Source organism: Stieleria bergensis (genome assembly GCA_007745635.1).
Lineage (GTDB): Bacteria > Planctomycetota > Planctomycetia > Pirellulales > Pirellulaceae > Stieleria > Stieleria bergensis.
In genome coordinates, this window is sequence record CP036272.1 from 1280059 (window position 1) to 1296762 (window position 16704).

The following is a 16704-nucleotide window of genomic DNA, read 5'->3' on the forward strand; positions in this document are numbered from 1 at the left end:
CTGAGTTACATTTCCAGAACGTCGAACATGTCATACATGCCGGCGGGACGACCGATCAGCCATTTGGCTGCCGCGATGGCACCGGCGGCATAGCAATCACGATTGCTGGCTGCGACGTTCAGTTCAATGCGTTCGCCCAGCATGCCAAAAACGATGGTGTGCTCGCCGGGGTTATCGCCGACTCGAACGGCGTGGTAGCCGATCTCATTGCGTTTGCGTTGGCCGGTGTGGCCTTCACGTCCGTGAACATGAATGGTGTCGTCGCCCAGTTTGTCTGCGATCATGTCGCCAAACTTAAGCGCTGTTCCGCTTGGTGCGTCGGCTTTATAGCGGTGGTGCCGTTCGATGATTTCAACGTCCAGTCCACCCGGGACGTTGACCAGTTTTTCCGTGATTTGCTGTGCCAGCTTCATGGACAGGTTGACCGCCAAGGACATGCTTGGCGCCCAGACCACGGGAATCGTGTTGGCCGCGTTCTGCAAGCGTTCGACTTGTAAATCGGTCATGCCAGTGGTGGCAACCACCAGCGCGGTTTTGTAAGCCACGCATTTTTCAACGCAGCGATCGATTGCTTCGGGCAGCGAGAAATCGATCACCACGTCGGCTTCATTGGGCCATTTACTGGACACGGGAACGCCAAGCGTTTCGACCGCCGCCAGATCACCGGCGTCTTGCCCCAGCAGGGCGCTCTGATCGTTCTCAATTGCGCCCATCACGTCGATGGATGGATCTGCTGAAGCCAGGGCGACGACGCGACGGCCCATTCTGCCAGCAGCACCATGAACGGCGATTTTTAGAGATTCAGACATCAGCACTATCTTGGGAAGGTGGAACGCAAACGAGAGAATGCACGAATCAGGTCTGGTAATGTACCAAGCGTTGACCGCTGCAGGGAGATGCAGCTTGAACAGAAGCAGCATCCAATCGCAGATTCGCCCAGGCAAGATCAGGAACCGGTCTCAGTTGGGGTTGGCAGCTAGGCTGGTGCGTTGATCGCTAGGCGTACAACTGAATCGCTTTGATGATGTCATCCAGTTCGTTAGGAACCGAGATCGCTTTGTTGGCGTAAGAGGCCTTGGTCACACCTCGGCTACCCAAGGTTTTGTTGAACAGTTCTTGATCCGTGCTGTGATAAGCCACTGTCGCGGTTGGGTCTTTTAGCTCATGGCCGGTTAGCACGCAGACGACGCGATCACTTGGTGCGATGACGCCTTCGCGACGTAAAATCTTTGCGCCCGCGACACTGGCTGCCGAAGCGGGTTCGCAGCCGAAGCCGCCGGCACCGACCTGTGCTTTGGCATCCAAGATTTCCTGGTCGCTGACTTGTCGAACCACGCCATCGCAGAACTCCAACGCTCGCAAGCACTTCTTCAGGTTCACGGGGCGATTGATTTCAATCGCGCTGGCCAACGTGTCTGCTTTAATGCCATGGCGATCCATGTGATCCATGTATTCGCGAATCGGATCCATGTTGACGTTGCCGCCGTTCCATCGCAGTCCACGGCGTTCATGCAATTCATAAAGTGTGTCAGCACCGCTGGCGTTGATGATCGCCAACCGAGGCACACGATCAATCAGCCCCAGTTCTTTGAGTTCCATGAAGGCTTTGCCGAACGAGCTGCTGTTGCCAAGGTTGCCACCGGGAACGACAATCCAGTCCGGAACCTCCCAACGCAAGGCTTCCAGCACTCGCAACATGATGGTCTTTTGGCCTTCCAAGCGAAACGGATTGACACTGTTGACCAGATAGATGCCCAGCTGCTCTGCCACTTCGCGAACGCGAAGCATGGCATCATCGAAATCGCCGGCAATCTGCACGGTCAGGGCGCCATAGTCCAACGCTTGGCTGAGTTTGCCGTAGCTGATTTTCCCGCTGCCAATGAAGATCACTGCCTTCATCAAACGTGTGGCACTACAGTACAGTGCCAGCGAAGCGGAGGTGTTTCCTGTGCTGGCACACGCGGCTCGCTTGGCACCAAGCATATTGGCATGAGTGACGGCAGCACACATGCCGTTGTCTTTGAAACTGCCCGATGGGTTCATGCCTTCGTATTGCAAGTGCAGGTTGCCAGCATTGAGGCCAACAAACTTGCTTACACCATCGGCTTGTTGCAACAGCGTTTGACCTTCGCCAACGGTGACGATTTGGTCCTGGGGAACGAAAGGCAACAGCTCATGGAATCGCCAGACACCAGAGAAACGCACGGGGTTGGTGCGCTGGCTCCACATGGCCTCAAAGTCACTGAGCTTACTGGGCACGTGGGCGCGGTCCCAGTCGTAGGTCACATCCAGCAACGAACCACACCTCGGGCATGAAGCGTGCATGACGTCGGTGTCATAGGTCGCCGCACACACCGGGTTGATACAACGCTGGAAGGCGACATCAGTGCGAATCGAAGAGTCGGTTTGAGTTATGGACGCCATGATTAGACAAGCCGTTGAAAGATGATCGGGGCGATGAATGCTGTGCGGGTTGTACTCAATAAGTCGGCGATCGGTCCCTGTAGGTTCATCGAAGCCCGATGGGATCACCGAATTTGACGGTTGCAAAGCCCGCGCAGACTGCCATAAGGATAGGCCGTTAAGTGGTCTTTGTCGCCATCTGATTGGCGGATCTTGCTCAGCAGGTCCATCCAGCAGTCAAGAAAGTACGTTCTGCGGAGCCGCTGGGGCGTGATTTCCCCCGAAAAACATCCGCTGACTCGCTGTCGCCCTGCGAACTGGGGTCTGTCGCCCTGCGAACTGGGGCCTGTCGCCCTGCGAACTGGGGCCTGTCGCCCTGCGAACTGGGGCCTGGGCGGGATTCAAATGGGCGGCGAATTGTCCGTTCACAGTAAAAACCAAGCCGATTCACCTTGATTTGCTTCCCGCTGCTTGACAACTTTAGACGGTTCATTTGCGTCGTCTTTGGTCCCCCAGTCTATGTCGTTTCCGCCGCTTGCAGCTCTTTTGCGGCCCGCTGATCATGACTGCCTGGGATCGCAGCACCGTCGTTGCTGGAGCCACAGCGCCAGAGATCGGACTCATTGCAGTACTGGAAAAAGGAAGAAACCACAGGATGACCCCCAAATCGGAGAGGCAAGACGCCTCCTCTCGGACTGAGCCGTCGTTGCTCAAGCGCGGAGTGCTTTTTCTGTCCTTGGCGGTGCTGGGTGGAGGACTGGATCTGTACACCAAGCAGGCCATTTTCGCCTGGCGAGGCCTGCCAGGGGAAAAAGATATCTGGTGGGTTTGGGAGCCCTACTTTGGAATCGAAACGGCCGTCAACATCGGAGCACTGTTCGGAGTTGGGGCAGGCAAGGGCACTCTGTTTGCAGCGATCTCGATCCTGGCCGCCATCGGCGTGATCGTGTGGCTGTTCGTGTTTCGCGGCGCCCGATCACTGTGGCTGACCTGGGCCATGGGGTTGGTGGGCGGTGGCATCATTGGCAACCTTTACGATCGCTTGGGATTGTGGTGGGATGCGACGATGAATCCCGAATGGAAAAGCGGTGTCCGGGATTGGGTCCTGTGGCGAATCAATGAGCAATGGACCTGGCCGAACTTTAATATCGCTGATTCGTTGTTGGTTGTCGGCGCGGGCATGTTGCTGTACCAAAGTCTCTTCCCAGGACAATTTGAAAGCCTTGTTGACGAAGACCCGTCCTCGAGCGAAACGCCCGCTGAAGACGTCGCCGCTGAGAATGTCGCGGCTGATGCGAGTGATTGATTGCCAGAGGCAAACCACACCAAGATCAGTTGCCGATCGATCCGGGGCGTGATCGCTGAATCGCCACGGCTTTGTCCCGTTTTAAGTCACTTACAAGCAGACAAGACATGAATGGTCAAGCAAACAATGGTCAATTACCGGCTACCTGGGGAAGCGAGCATGAGGGGCGACTGACAGCGCTCCATGAAATCGTGACGCAGGCTGGTCAGTCGACTTTGTCACTGTTTGGTGACCCCAGTTTGCATGTCGACGCCAAGAGCGATGATTCGCCGGTCACGGTCGCTGATCGTGGCGCTGAAAAACTGGCGCGTGAATTGATCACGGCGGCGTTTCCCAAAGACACGGTTCAAGGGGAAGAGTTTGCCGAGCACTCTGGAGAGTCTTCGTATCGCTGGGTGATTGATCCCATCGATGGAACCAAATCGTTCATCTGTGGCGTGCCGTTGTACTCGACATTGCTGGCGTTGGAATGTGATGGGGAACCCGTTGCGGGGGCGATTTATATCCCAGCGCTCGGCGAAATGCTGCTCGCTGCGCTTGGTCAGGGATGTTGGTATCAACCCAGTGCCGGAGCGGATTGGAACGCTGCTCGGGTCTCCACGCGCGATTCACTTGACCAAGCCGTGTTCTTGACCAGCCAAGTGGATTCCTTTGATGAACGCGGTGATGCAGGGGCTTACCAAGCCTTGCAGTCGGCCTGCCGTCTCTCGCGCAGTTGGGGTGACGGTTATGGTTATCTGTTGGTTGCCACCGGTCGCGCCGACATCATGGTGGATCCCATTTGCAACGCCTGGGATGTCGCGGCCATGCTGCCGATCGTCCAGGAGGCTGGCGGTCGGTTCACAGACTGGAAAGGTAACGCCACCGTTCGCGGCGGGGATGGTGTGGGCAGTAATGGTTTGCTGCACCAGAGCGCGCTGGACCTGCTCGGCTGCTGAGCATTTGGTTGTTGTGGCTGGCGGTTGGCGTTGCCAACCACTTCACCCTCACCTCGCTTAGGCTCGACTCTCCCGCCAGCGGGAGAGTGCAGTTTACTGGCGCGTGCAAGCACGGCGCCCGACGACCTCGCAGGCTGGCGACGGCTTTTCTTGCCTTGCGATCAGCGCTGGAAAATTGGTAGCACACCGAGCGTGGCTTGCTCTCGTGAGCCAGTGCTTTTCTCGCATGTCGTGACTCGTTGGAAACCTGCAGCGAATGAATCGTTTACCGCAAATCTGTGATCGCAGTGACTCCCTACCATCTTTGCCGGGAAAGGTCTCGAAGCGTCCCGCGATCGGGGTGTTCTTGGCAGCCTGCGTGGGCGCGATGTTGTGGCCGATGGTCGCCGGGAACGCCGGTGATGACAGTTGGTCAATGGACCGAATCGTGACCAAGGCTCCTGAATTCGCAGACTCCAGTCCCGCTGCGACTCCGGTTGCCGATTCCGGTGCCGATGCAGACTTTCGTGCTCAGAGAGTGCGTGCGGCGGCACTCTCTGGGATCAGAGGCAATCACCATGTGGAATTGCCCTATAAAGCGACCCCACCTACAGCGACCCAACATACAGCGACCTATGACGAAAGCGGTGCTGATCCGGGGCAGCCGCCGCATCAGGATTTTCGCGTCATCATGCCGGTGGCTCAGCGGGCACAGCCCAGGATGGGGCCGGTGATTCCCAGCGTTGAACCGCCGCCGCAGTCGCCCGGTGATGCTGGTTTTCCGGTTGCGCAGGCGGGCTCTTTCAACACGCCTCAGCAGTCGGCGGATTCGGTTCCGGTCGCCCAGAACCCAGCGTTTTTTGGCCAAACACCGCCAAATACCCCCCAAAGCACTGAGGATTCGACGCCTCATGTGGGCTCCGCGGGTGATCTGATCGTTTTTAGTGGAGTCAGTTCATCAGGAAGTCACACAATTACGGTAATTCACACCAGAAAAATGCAAATCGCTGTGTATCATATCGACGGGTCAGGCAAGATTCAGTTGAAATCGAGCCGGCCTATTGATGCAGATTTTGCCCTCACGTTCAACGCAACCGCGCCACTTCCCCAGGAAATTCGCCAAATGGCGACAGAGGTTAAGTAACGGTTCGCTATGGCCGAGCTAAAGGGTAGAGAGTGGGGTTTCCCTCACAAATCTGTGTCAACATTGTCCGATTGACCCAATCGCTACCTTCTTTTGTACTTTTCAAAGCGTCGCGCCAATGTCTTATCTGTCTCTTGAAGAAGCCGCAGCAAAGCTAGGGATTAGCTCCGAACAGCTGGTAGAGTATCGAAGTCAAGGACTTGTTCGTGGATTCCGTGATGGATCAAGCTGGAAATTCGCCCCGGCCGATCTGGATCGCCTTGCCGATGAAATCGCCGATAGCGGTGCCGGTGGAAACGACGATTTAGATTTGCAACTGACCGGTCTGGATAGCGAACCGCTGAAGGAAATTGACTCCGCAGAGCTCTCGCTAGACGATCCTGCCTTGTTTGGCAGCGACGATTCGGTTGACCTTGCCATTGATCCCAAAGAAGGCAGCACGGGACCGGTTGCCAAAGCGGAAGTCGCCAGCGAAATGGATTCGTTGAATTTAGCCAACGATGATGACTTGGGACTGGCCGACGCCGACAGCGATGAACTGATGATCGGCGATGACTCGGAAAGCCTCGACTTGGCATCCTTCTCTGGTGAAGAAGTCGGTACGGCTCCAGGTGCCAGCAGCCTGGAATTAATGAAACAACTTGATAGCGGGCAAACCGACGCTCCTATCAAAGGCTCTTCGGGCGAAGACGTGCTGAGCGAGCTGGATTTGCTGGGCGAAGAGCAGGCAGCTGGAAGCGGTTTGATCAGTGGCGATAGCAAGAGTTTGCTCAACTCATCGGGACTCGACAGCCTAGGCGGCGTGAGCCCCAACGTGAACGACGACGCCCTGGCCGACGATGATGATTTGGTCATCGCCGATGATGACGCTGAAATCATGCTTGATAGCGTCGGAGATATCTCCGTTGCCGGTGATAGTGGCATCAACCTGATGAGCCCCAGCGACAGCGGTTTGTCTCTTGAAAGTGAGCCTTTGGACTTGGCCGGTAGCAGCCTCTCGGCGCTTGACCTGGGAGCGGAACTCTCTGACGGCAGCAACGTCGCCAAAGGTTCCAGCATCAAAGGAATGGATGATGGTGGGAGCGCAGCGGACGAAGAGTTCCAGCTTTCGCCATCTGAGATGAACTTCGATATGGATGACGACAGTTCACAGATCATCGAAGTGGAAGACTCCGAGATCGTCGATGTCGAAGACGCTTTTGGCGACGCTGACTTCGGTGGCGACTTTGGCGGGGCGGGTGTCGCCGCTGCAGGTGCTGCCATGGCGGATTTCGGTCAGCCGCAAGAAGTGACAGCGGACGCTTTCGCTGCTGAGCCTGTTCAGGAGCAACCACAGGAAGCCTTTGCGACGGACTCGTTCGGTGATGGTGCAGGCCCGGTCGGTGAACCGGCGGCCGTTGGTGCTCCGGCAAGTTTTGAAGTTCCGTTTTCAACCTGGGAAGTTTGCGGTCTCTTGTTGACTCTGATCCCACTGTGCATCTGCGGCATGCTGATGACCGACTTGCTGCGAAACATGTGGATGTACGAAGGCAGCAGTCAGCCAGTCAATCAGCTGACACAGGCGTTGATCGATTTGATGAACTGGAATCAGTAGTTTCATCAATGCATGCGGCACCCTGCCGCGATCAAGCACCCTCAAACGCGGCAATCTGCCGCGTTTTTTATTTGCCTCGCGATTCCTGTGGGCAGTCTGTGGGTGGTTGGATGCCAGCCTGTTCGTGCTGGCGTTCTGTGCCTGCGTTCTTGGCCTGCGTTCAAAGTGACCGCAGAGTTGGCGAGCCCCGGTGATTTGGCAAGTTCTGGCCAAGTTGTCGGCACGCTCCGGTGAGATGCCAGCTTAGAAGTCCCGTCTGGAGGACTTGCCCAACGGTTTCTTGGGCGGTGTCAAATGCCCGAAGACAGCCACTTAAGGGAACGAGTGCGACAATTACGTCCTGCTGGGTGGGTACGAGGAAACCTTATCGCGCGTCTATACTATTGCCGACAAGATTCGGCCAACCCGCCTCCCCTCCCACCTCGAATAACTCTGGATACTCTTCAATGAGTGATTCTATGCGCCGCCGTCTGCCCTCACGGTGGACGATTCGACTCCGTGCCATTGCTGGGATTCTCGCGGTCTTCCCACTGCTGATCATGGTCAGCGGATGCGATCAAGGACCAGAGCCGATTGACGTGATGAAGATTCCCAAGCAGCTCCCCGACGCTCTGTTGCCGGGTGATCAGCGTCTGATTGCCGCGATGGTGCCACATGGCGACAAAGTGTGGTTCTTTAAAATCGTGGGGCCAGAGGATGCCGTGCAGACGGTTGCTGATCAGGTCAAGGATTTTGTCAGTGAAGTGAAGTTTACGGACGCGGGAGAGCCAGTGTTGGAGCAGCTGCCCGAGGGCTGGAAACGCACCGCGCCGGGCATGATGCGATTCGCCACCATCAATATTAACACTGAAGACAAGCAACTCGACTTCTCGATCTCGACTCTGGGAGCTCCCGAAGAGGATTGGGATGCGTACGTTAAATTGAACGTCGATCGTTGGCGCAAGCAGGTCGGTTTAGAAAACGGTGAAGAGCCCTGGGCTGGCGGTGTTGAGATGACCGCTGTTGCGGCGGCGCCAGCAGCAGAGGATCAGAAGTCTGTGTGGGCTGACTTTACCGGCACGCCTCCGGAGGGTTCCGGCCCGTCCAGCATGCCTCCGTTTATGCAGGGGATGATGGGTTCCGGTTCCGGCCAAGGTGCGATGTCCCCTGGGCCTGCGTCCTCAGGTGCACCTGATCCCAGCTTGGGCTTTGAGCAGCCCGACTCTTGGCGGCCGGGGGAAATGCGCAGTATGCGAGAAGCGGCCTTCGAGTTTGGGCCTGCTGAACGAAAGGCGGAGCTGACGGTCATGACACTCGGCGGCGGTTTCGAGGCCAATGTCTCCCGCTGGGTCGGCCAAGTCTTCGGGAAAGCGCCTAGTGAGGAAGAATTGAAGGCCATCCTGGACGCCAAGGAAACATTGACCGTTTCAGGTCGCGAGGCGTTTCGGTTTATCATTTTCGGACCTGAGTCTGCCGAAATCGCCATCGATGGAACGATCGTCCCATTGGGAACAGGCCAAAGCAAATTCATCAAGGCGACCGGGCCACCGGAAACCATCAAAGAGCAGCAAGAGAATACTGCTGCGTTCTTGAAGTCGCTCAAGTTCTAACGCGTCAACCTCGCCGCTCTAGGCACTCATCGCTAGCCGATTCCGCAGCGATCAGGTGCTTGCTAACAATACATTTCACTGGTTCATCAGACAGTAAACGATATGGCTACCGCAACAAAAGAATTTGGCGAGACCCAACCAGCAACGGTTGATTCGCAAGCTTGGTTTGTCAAGGGATGGCTTCCCGCGTTGGCGTCACTGAAATGGACGGTGGCATTGTTCGCCTGTTCCTTGGTGCTGGTCTTGGTCGGGACACTGGCCCAAGATGAAATGAACATGGAGGAGGTCAAGCAGCGTTACTTTGTGTCCTGGATTGCCCAGTTGCACTTTGATGATTGGGCTCCACAATCGTTCTTCCCGCACTCCGGCAAGATCGGTCTTGAGATCGGTGATCGCGCCTGGACCTGGATTCCGTTTCCGGGCGGTTCTTTGATTGGGCTGATGCTATTGATCAACTTGGCTGCAGCGAAGGTCACCAGTTTTAAGGTCAAAGCGCAAGGTGGCAAACTGGCCGCTGGCATTTTGTTTTTGATTGTCGGCTTCGTGGTTGGATTCCTGGTTGTTAAAAGCGGCAACGATGCAGCCGGCCTGCAAGGTGCACCGCCCATTAGTTATGGGAAGTTTTGGGTGCTGTGCCAGGTTGCGCTGGGGATCAGTGCCGTTGGAATCGCGGCGGTCTCGCATCCCTCCAAGCACCGTGCGATGCGCTACATCGGCTATGCCTGCGCGGCGATTCTAGGGGCGACGCTGCTGATGACGTTAGTTGGCGATTGGGCCATCGGTGATTCAGGGTTGCGGATTGTTTGGCAGCTCAGCAAAGGGGTCGGAGTCGGCTTGATTCTGATGGTCGGATGTCATCTTCTGTTTGGACAACAGGGCGGCAACTTGTTGTTGCACATCGGTGTCGCTGTCTTGATGGTCGGACAATTTGCTTTTGGAGACCAGCAAGCAGAGCGACGCGTTTCGCTGGTGGAGGGCGAATCCACCAACGTGACCGTTGATACAGGCCGAGTCGGCTTGGCCTTCATTCAATCTTCGGACACCGAAGAGGATGTCATCTTTGTCCCAGCGAGCCGGCTGATCGATAGCCTGAAAAACGAGACAACGATCGTTGATGATTCCTTGCCCGTCAACCTGCGCGTGCTGAAGTTCTTTCCTAACTCGGTGACCTCCAAGGCGGATCCAGAGGAAAACCTGGCAACCGTTGGCAATGGCATGTTCCGTCAGGCCGTGGATCGTCCGACCAGTGGTGGGGCGAACAGCGAGATGAATTTTCCAGCCGCCTACGTTGAACTGTTGAACAAGGAAGATGAGTCCTCGCTAGGAACGTTCTTGTTTAGCGTTGAGTTCACTGAACGGAGCGAATTGACGCTTCGTGAAGTCGAAGAGGAGCTCTTTGAATCGATCACTGTGGGCCAGCAAACTTACGATGTCGGCTTGCGATTCGGTCGTGAGGTCAAACCGTTTTGGATTCACCTCTACGACGTGAAGCGGGAAAACTATGCCGGGACCGAAACGCCACGCGACTATCGATCAACGATCAAAATTGTCGATTTGGAAAACGAGATCGAGCGACGTGATGAAATCTGGATGAACAATCCTTTGCGTTATCGTGGTGAAACCTTTTATCAAAGCAGTTACCAAAAGCTCCCTAGCGGCAAAGAGTGGACCAGCTTGCAAGTGGTTCAAAACAAGGGCTGGTTGATTCCCTATGTCGCCTGCAGCGTGATTGCTGTCGGCATGCTGTTCCATTTTCTTGGCACCTTGCAGCGATTCATTTCTCGCCGCGAAAGAGAGACGCGTCGTGAGGAAGAGCCGCAGGTTTATCCGATTCGATCTGTCGTTGCCGGAGCAGGTGTTGCCGCGCTGATTGCGCTGTACATGCTGGTGCCCTGGCAGGCGATGGTGCCGTCTAAACGCGATCAGTCCTTCGATTATTACAGTGCGGGCAAGGTTCCAGCACAGTACAAGGGCCGCATCATGCCGTTGGATGCGTTTGCCAAAATGGCTCTGACCACCATCAGCAATAAGTCTTCGCTGAAACTTGATGAACCGCCGCTTGAGATGAAGGAACGATTGAACGGGGCAACCAGAATGTCGGCCATCCAGTGGCTGTTGGAATCAAGCCGAAATACCAAGGAGATCCGTGACCTGCGAATGTTCCGCATCGATGCTGACGAAGTCAAGGCGGAGATCGGCGTTGAGCGGCGCAAAAGCAAGTTGTATTCGCTGAACGAAATTACCAGGAACGGCGAAAAGGTTCAGGAACTCATCAACGCCGCAGTGCAAAAAGACAAAGGCGAACGCTCCTTCAAAGAAGCCAAGTTACTTGAGCTGGCCTCCCGAGTCGGTCAGTTCGAAACTCTGACCAATGCCTTTCAGGTGCTGCCGATCGAAGCGATGCAAGGACCAACCGGATTGCGTTTGCTGCAACAAAGGATGGGCCGGAACAATGTGGCCGACGTCGCTCGGATTGTTCCGCCCAGCGAGAAGGATGCCAAAGTCGCCGCCGAGAGTGGATCGGAATTGGATTGGGAGGTGTACGCCAATATGCACTTGATGGACCTGTTCCAGGAAATGCAGGGAGGCCAGAAGCCAGAAGAGTCGCGGAGTAATCCCTACACCAAAATGGTTGAAGCCTACTTTGCAGAGGAACCGTCGTACGCTGACTTCAATGCGGCTGTTGATCAGCAGTTGGCCCTGACGCAATCGTATGACATCCCCGGCGTGAATCTCTCTAAGATCAGCTTGGAACGTTGGCAGGAATACAAACATCCCAGCCGCTGTGCGATTGCTTTGTTCGCGATGGCTCTGGCCGGTGCGTTGGGCTTTTTGGCAACTGGTTCCCGAGCGAGTCGCAACGTCGTCTTTGGGATACTGGTTGTCGCCTGTGCGGTCCAGACCTTGGAACTGGGCTGCCGAATTTACATCACCGGACGCGCCCCGGTCATCAACCTGTATTCCGCAGCGTTGTTCATTGGTTGGTTGTCGGTGATCTTCGGCTTGGCGGCTGACCGGATCTTTAAACTTGGGATCGGCATTACCTTGGCATCGGTCTCTGGCTTGCTGTCCTTGCAAGTGGCTTACGGCCTGGCCGACGGGGATACGATGCCGGTCCTGCAGGCTGTGCTTGACACTCAGTTTTGGCTGGCCACTCACGTGGTGACTGTGACGGCCGGTTACTTTGCCACCTTTGTTGCCGGATTCCTGGGGATCTTTTACATCTTTGCAACGCTGTTCAACCGACCCGAGAAAGTCACGCGAACGATCTATCGGATCATGTATGCGGCGACTTGTTTTGGCATCTTGTTCAGCACGATCGGAACGATCCTCGGTGGCCTGTGGGCCGACGATAGTTGGGGACGCTTCTGGGGCTGGGACCCGAAAGAGAACGGAGCACTGCTGATCGTGATTTGGAACGCCTTGCTGCTGCACGCTCGTTGGGGAGCGCTGGTCAAAGGGCTGGGCTATTCCGTCCTGGCAATCTTTGGCAACGTGATCACGGCGTGGAGTTTCTTTGGGACCAACGAACTGGGCCTAGGATTCCACGCGTATGGATTCCGCGAAGGCATGTTGCGCTGGTTGTGTATCTTCTGGGCCAGCCAATTGCTGGTGATGGGAATCGGCGTGGTTTACGCGCTTGCAACCAAGCAGAAACCCAACCAAAGCACCAAGCCAGTCGAACCGCTTGCCTGATCGATCAACAGTCTCGCTGCCAGCCTGCTTGCAGCGTTGGTAACGATGTCGACGGTTTCACGCTGTCGCTGGCTGGTGATTAACGGGGACGTACGCCGCGAATGCTTGCACTTGGCGCCGTCGAAAGCTGCACTCGTGGCGCGGTCGGTAGCAGCACTTGGTTCCACCGGTTCAGCATGCGGCTTGGTGGTGACAGCACCGCGGTGACGCGATCGCTGCGAATGGAACTCTCTGGGGTCATGGCCAACGCTGTTCCGGCCCCGAATAGGATCACATTCGGTTGCAGGCCTTCGCGAAAGCGGTCGCAGATGCCTGTCAGTTGCAAGCGTTCATCGGCGATTTCAAAATGCATTGCGGCCAAGCGGCATTCGATCCCGCCCGGATTCTGTTCCCAGCGACTGGCATCGATCTGCAGCCCCAGTAATTGATCCAGGGAGTGTGCTAGGGGAGCCTCGAAACGAACTCCCGAAGCATGGATGATGCCGCTGGCGTCGATCGATTGGCCCGGCAAGAGCGTGAACTGATGCAGTTCAAGCGTGGCAGTGCCTGTGACACGATGTGCTAGTTCGTCGGTCAGGTAGCTGAGGTGCATGTTCTGGATTCTGGCACCGCTGAGATCAATCTTCCAGGCATCGTCGGTTTGCTTGCAGCGAAGGGTGCCCAAGAACTCGGCGTCCGGTCCCAGCTTGTGAACCCAGTTGGCGTGGTCGGCGATGGCGGCACAGGGCAGGGCGGTGCCAACGGTGGACAAGGTCAGCTCAGTTCGTGGTTGGTCGTCGCTGCGGTCGCGGAACAATTCAGCTTGGATCAGTGGTTCGCCGGATTTGTCTGGGTGACCGGCACTGGCAACCAAGCGAATGCCGTTTTCCTCGGGCGTGATCTTGGCAGTCACTTCAGCCAGCGGCAACGCGCCTAGCTTGCTGCGAATCGTCAGGTCTTGAGCCGTGACGTAGATCGGCACCACGGTGTGCTGGGCTGAGCTAATCAGCCGATCGTGGATCAGGTGCCAGGTCCGCTGGAGGCCTGCGGACTGCAGTTCTGGTTGATGCAACACGATTCCCAGATGGTCGTCTTGTTGCAAATAATCGATGCGACGAATGCTGCCCAAGTGCGATTCGGTTTCCGGGTCGATCAGCTTGACCGAGTGCAGGATGTACTTGCCCGGGGCCACTTGCTGGCATTGCTGCATTTTCACAATCAGCCCCAGTTCGCGACCGAGTTGCTGCGAAAACTTGGCCAGCACCGCATTTTGATGCCACGGCGTGCTGCGGTACAAAATTGCCGACAGAATCAAAAACGTCGGCAGGGCGCAGCAGAAAACGAACAAAATCCGAGCCACGGCTCGCTCTGTTCGTTCATGCATCCATGCACCTATCGAAGTGGGTGAAACGACGCTCATTGGGTGACCCCTGGGCAGAGGTTCATCCGGTCTGGCGTTAAACCTGACGCGCTTATGAGCTACGATTAAGCTCACCGATCTGGCTGCGATCCGTCGCAGTCAGCAAAGATCGTTGCCGATTCTATGTCGTTCACCCTGTTTAACGGTAGACCGTTTCCCATGCCAGCTTGGATTCGCAGCAATTGGTTTTTGCTAGCATTAGCTGTGAGCTATGCAATTGGGCACTTTGGGGCCTTTGCGATGCAGGCTGTCGCCGATCAGGTGTGGCTGCGCAGTGCGTTGGTGTTTGCGGTGATGTGGGCGATGGGGGTGACCTTAAAGCCGGATGCGATTCGCCGGAGCTTAAAGCAGCCGACGGCCAGTGTTTTGGCCGTGATGACCAACATGTTCTTGGTTCCGATGCTTTGTTTTCCGACGCAGCTGTTTTTGTCGGATCCGATGTTTGGCGGGTTGATGGTCGCCTCGTTGGTGCCCTGTACGCTGGCTTCGGCCTCGGTCTGGACTCGAAAAGCAGAGGGTGATGATTCGGTGTCGATGGTGGCCACCACGGTCACGAATCTGGCTTGTGTGGTGGTGGTTCCGGTGGGAGTTTGGATTGCGTTGGCGGTTGACGCTGAGGTGCCGTTGCTGGCACAGATGAAAAAGCTGGCGTTGTTTGTCGTGTTGCCGATGGTGCTTGCTCAGGTGATGCGGCGCGGCGGTTTGACCGGCAGCGGTCTGACCGGTAGAGGCTTAGGCGAATGGGCCGACCGCAACAAAAAGCGAATCTCGACGGCGGCTCAGTTGGGCATTTTGGTGATGGTGTTTTTTGGGGCCATCAAGGGCCGCATCTTCAGCGAGCAATCTGAGGAAGCCTTATTGGGTTCATTGCCGCTGGTGGCGATCGCTGCATTGGCCGTTCATTTGATTGCGTTAGGTTTCGGTGTTGGGTCCGCCAAGTTAATGGGTTTGCCGCGCGACCAGCAGATCGCCGTCGGTATCTCGGGTAGTCAGAAGACACTGATGGTTGGGTTGCAGATTGCCATCGATTGCGGCGTCAGCGTCTTGCCCATGCTGATCTATCATGTTCTGCAGCTCTTCGCCGACACACTGATCGTCGAACGCTGGCGCAACAGGAAGCGGCGTCCTGAGGCCGAGTCAGACGCGAATTCAGTTTGAAACGAATTGAGTCAGTGGTTTAGCTGCCACGGCGTTCACTGGCGGGGCCTTGTCTGTGGCCCGCGACCGGCGAGCAGGCTTCTGTTAAACTGGTGCAGCAAGTTTCTTCTGTTCCGTTCGCCTGGTCGACCACGATGAATCAACCTCCGGAAATCAAAGCAGGGCAATCCAACGCGGGCCCCGTATCCTCGCGAGACCAACAGGGTTCCAAGACGGGCCAGGAAAACGTTGCATTTTGCGATTCGATTTTTGCCAAGGCCTTTCATGCCAGCGCGTCCGACTTGCACTTCGAGCCGTATCAGCAGGCGTTTCGTGTGCGGATGCGAGTCGATGGTGTGTTGAGTCAGATTGCAGCCGGTCCGGCGGCGGACTATGCACAAGTCTCTTCACGCGTGAAGATTTTATCGGACCTGGACATCGCCGAACGTCGTCGACCACAGGAAGGCCGATTGAACTTGGTCATCGATGGCCGCAGCGTGGACTATCGTGTCAGTTGTGTGCCCACTCGGTTTGGTGAAAAGATTGTTTTGCGAGTCGTCGACGCGACCGGTTTGAAATCAGATATGACCCAATTGGGGATGACGGCGCGTGAGGCTCAGTTGATGGCCCAGGCAACCGGCCAGCCGTACGGAATGTGCTTGGTCACCGGGCCGACCGGGAGCGGCAAAACCACCACGCTGTACTCGGCGCTCAATCGGCTCAATGAGATGCAGCGGAATATCACCACGATTGAAGATCCGGTGGAGTACAACGTCTTTGGCATCACGCAGATCAGTGTGCAGCGTGAACTGGACATGGACTTTGCTCAGATTTTGCGGCTGACATTGCGGCAAGACCCGGATGTTGTTCTGGTCGGTGAGATTCGCGATACCGAAACAGCGCGAACTTCGTTTCAGGCTGCCTTGACCGGTCACATGGTGTTGTCAACCTTGCACACCAATGACACGGTTTCGGCGATCTCGCGCTTGCGTGACATGGAAATTGAGCCATTCTTGATCACCTCGGCGCTGAACATCATTGTGGCTCAGCGATTGTTGCGACGGCTGTGTCAGAGTTGTCGCACGCCCACTCAAGCGACTCCGTCCCAGTTAAAAGCTCTGGGGATCAGCGAAGAGCAGGCTGCCAAGGCGAGTTTTCACACCGGGCGAGGTTGCCAGAAATGCAACGGTTCGGGCATGCGTGGTCGAGTGGCAATCTATGAGATGTTGGAGATCACCGAAGCGATTCGTGATCTGATCTTCGAAAATGCATCCGTCAATGATCTGCGCAAGCAAGCGATCAAGGACGGCATGAAAACGCTACGCGTCAGTGCGCTCAGCAAGGCCTTTCATGGAATCGTGTCGCTTGAACAAGCTGCCATCTACGCCGGCAAGTAGTTGGTGTCCCCTTTTGGCAGCGTCTTGCTTGCGCGCACTTCGCTGACAGGTTCGGGGTTCGAATCTGGCGTGCAGACAGGCATTCGGCCTTTCAGTGGCCCTTGTTTGAATTCACGACAGTT

Annotated in this window: 11 protein-coding genes; 8 read left to right on the plus strand and 3 right to left on the minus strand. The window is 56.2% G+C overall.

The genetic code is table 11. The annotated features are described in order from the left end of the window. Positions 1-5 precede the first annotated feature (5 nt). Both dapB and thrC read right to left on the minus strand, forming a co-directional pair. Positions 6-809 carry a 4-hydroxy-tetrahydrodipicolinate reductase gene (gene dapB, locus SV7mr_RS04200; protein ID WP_145269505.1) on the minus strand — a complete coding sequence of 268 codons (804 nt, stop codon included), beginning with the start codon at positions 807-809 and terminating at the stop codon, positions 6-8. 187 nt (positions 810-996) lie between these two features. Next, complete coding sequence (thrC, locus tag SV7mr_RS04205; RefSeq protein ID WP_145269507.1) at positions 997-2424, minus strand: threonine synthase; 1428 nt, start codon at positions 2422-2424, stop codon at positions 997-999. A gap of 634 nt (positions 2425-3058) precedes the next feature. On the opposite strand from thrC, the gene SV7mr_RS04210 reads away from it, so the two are divergent. From SV7mr_RS04210 to SV7mr_RS04235, 6 genes are all read left to right on the plus strand, one after another. Continuing rightward, entirely contained in the window at positions 3059-3709 is a 651-nt protein-coding gene (locus SV7mr_RS04210; protein ID WP_145269509.1) for a signal peptidase II, read from the plus strand. A 107-nt stretch (positions 3710-3816) separates the two neighbouring features. Beyond that, entirely contained in the window at positions 3817-4647 is an 831-nt protein-coding gene (gene hisN / locus SV7mr_RS04215) for a histidinol-phosphatase (RefSeq protein WP_145269511.1), read from the plus strand. Between the two features lie 256 nt (positions 4648-4903). Further along, on the plus strand, positions 4904-5770 hold the full coding sequence (locus tag SV7mr_RS04220; protein ID WP_145269513.1) for a hypothetical protein: 867 nt from the start codon (positions 4904-4906) through the stop codon (positions 5768-5770). A gap of 118 nt (positions 5771-5888) precedes the next feature. Continuing rightward, positions 5889-7364 (plus strand): helix-turn-helix domain-containing protein, encoded by a 1476-nt coding sequence (locus SV7mr_RS04225; protein WP_145269515.1) that lies wholly within the window; start codon positions 5889-5891, stop codon positions 7362-7364. Positions 7365-7810: 446 nt separating this feature from the next. After that, a complete protein-coding gene (locus tag SV7mr_RS04230; protein WP_145269517.1) occupies positions 7811-8953 on the plus strand; it encodes a hypothetical protein in 1143 nt (380 codons plus the stop codon). 102 nt (positions 8954-9055) lie between these two features. Further along, entirely contained in the window at positions 9056-12649 is a 3594-nt protein-coding gene (locus tag SV7mr_RS04235) for a cytochrome c biogenesis protein (RefSeq protein ID WP_145269519.1), read from the plus strand. A 79-nt stretch (positions 12650-12728) separates the two neighbouring features. Here SV7mr_RS04235 and SV7mr_RS04240 read toward each other — a convergent pair whose 3' ends face one another. Next, positions 12729-14012, minus strand: coding sequence for a hypothetical protein (locus SV7mr_RS04240; protein WP_145269521.1), 1284 nt, complete (start codon positions 14010-14012; stop codon positions 12729-12731). A 195-nt stretch (positions 14013-14207) separates the two neighbouring features. On the opposite strand from SV7mr_RS04240, the gene SV7mr_RS04245 reads away from it, so the two are divergent. Next, positions 14208-15206, plus strand: a complete 999-nt coding sequence (locus SV7mr_RS04245) for a bile acid:sodium symporter family protein (RefSeq protein WP_419188074.1) — start codon at positions 14208-14210, stop codon at positions 15204-15206. Between the two features lie 134 nt (positions 15207-15340). Next, positions 15341-16582, plus strand: coding sequence for a GspE/PulE family protein (locus tag SV7mr_RS04250; protein WP_145269526.1), 1242 nt, complete (start codon positions 15341-15343; stop codon positions 16580-16582). The last annotated feature ends 122 nt before the right edge of the window (positions 16583-16704 follow it).

Excerpts from the sequence above, each read along its gene's own strand:
- hisN (WP_145269511.1), top strand. The coding sequence starts at position 3,817 with ATGAATGGTCAAGCAAACAATGGTCAATTACCGGCTACCTGGGGAAGC.
- SV7mr_RS04230 (WP_145269517.1), top strand. The coding sequence starts at position 7,811 with ATGAGTGATTCTATGCGCCGCCGTCTGCCCTCACGGTGGACGATTCGA.
- SV7mr_RS04220 (WP_145269513.1), top strand. The coding sequence starts at position 4,904 with ATGAATCGTTTACCGCAAATCTGTGATCGCAGTGACTCCCTACCATCT.
- SV7mr_RS04225 (WP_145269515.1), top strand. The coding sequence starts at position 5,889 with ATGTCTTATCTGTCTCTTGAAGAAGCCGCAGCAAAGCTAGGGATTAGC.
- SV7mr_RS04245 (WP_419188074.1), top strand. The coding sequence starts at position 14,208 with ATGCCAGCTTGGATTCGCAGCAATTGGTTTTTGCTAGCATTAGCTGTG.
- SV7mr_RS04250 (WP_145269526.1), top strand. The coding sequence starts at position 15,341 with ATGAATCAACCTCCGGAAATCAAAGCAGGGCAATCCAACGCGGGCCCC.
- SV7mr_RS04235 (WP_145269519.1), top strand. The coding sequence starts at position 9,056 with ATGGCTACCGCAACAAAAGAATTTGGCGAGACCCAACCAGCAACGGTT.
- dapB (WP_145269505.1), bottom strand. The coding sequence starts at position 809 with ATGTCTGAATCTCTAAAAATCGCCGTTCATGGTGCTGCTGGCAGAATG.
- SV7mr_RS04210 (WP_145269509.1), top strand. The coding sequence starts at position 3,059 with ATGACCCCCAAATCGGAGAGGCAAGACGCCTCCTCTCGGACTGAGCCG.
- thrC (WP_145269507.1), bottom strand. The coding sequence starts at position 2,424 with ATGGCGTCCATAACTCAAACCGACTCTTCGATTCGCACTGATGTCGCC.
- SV7mr_RS04240 (WP_145269521.1), bottom strand. The coding sequence starts at position 14,012 with ATGCATGAACGAACAGAGCGAGCCGTGGCTCGGATTTTGTTCGTTTTC.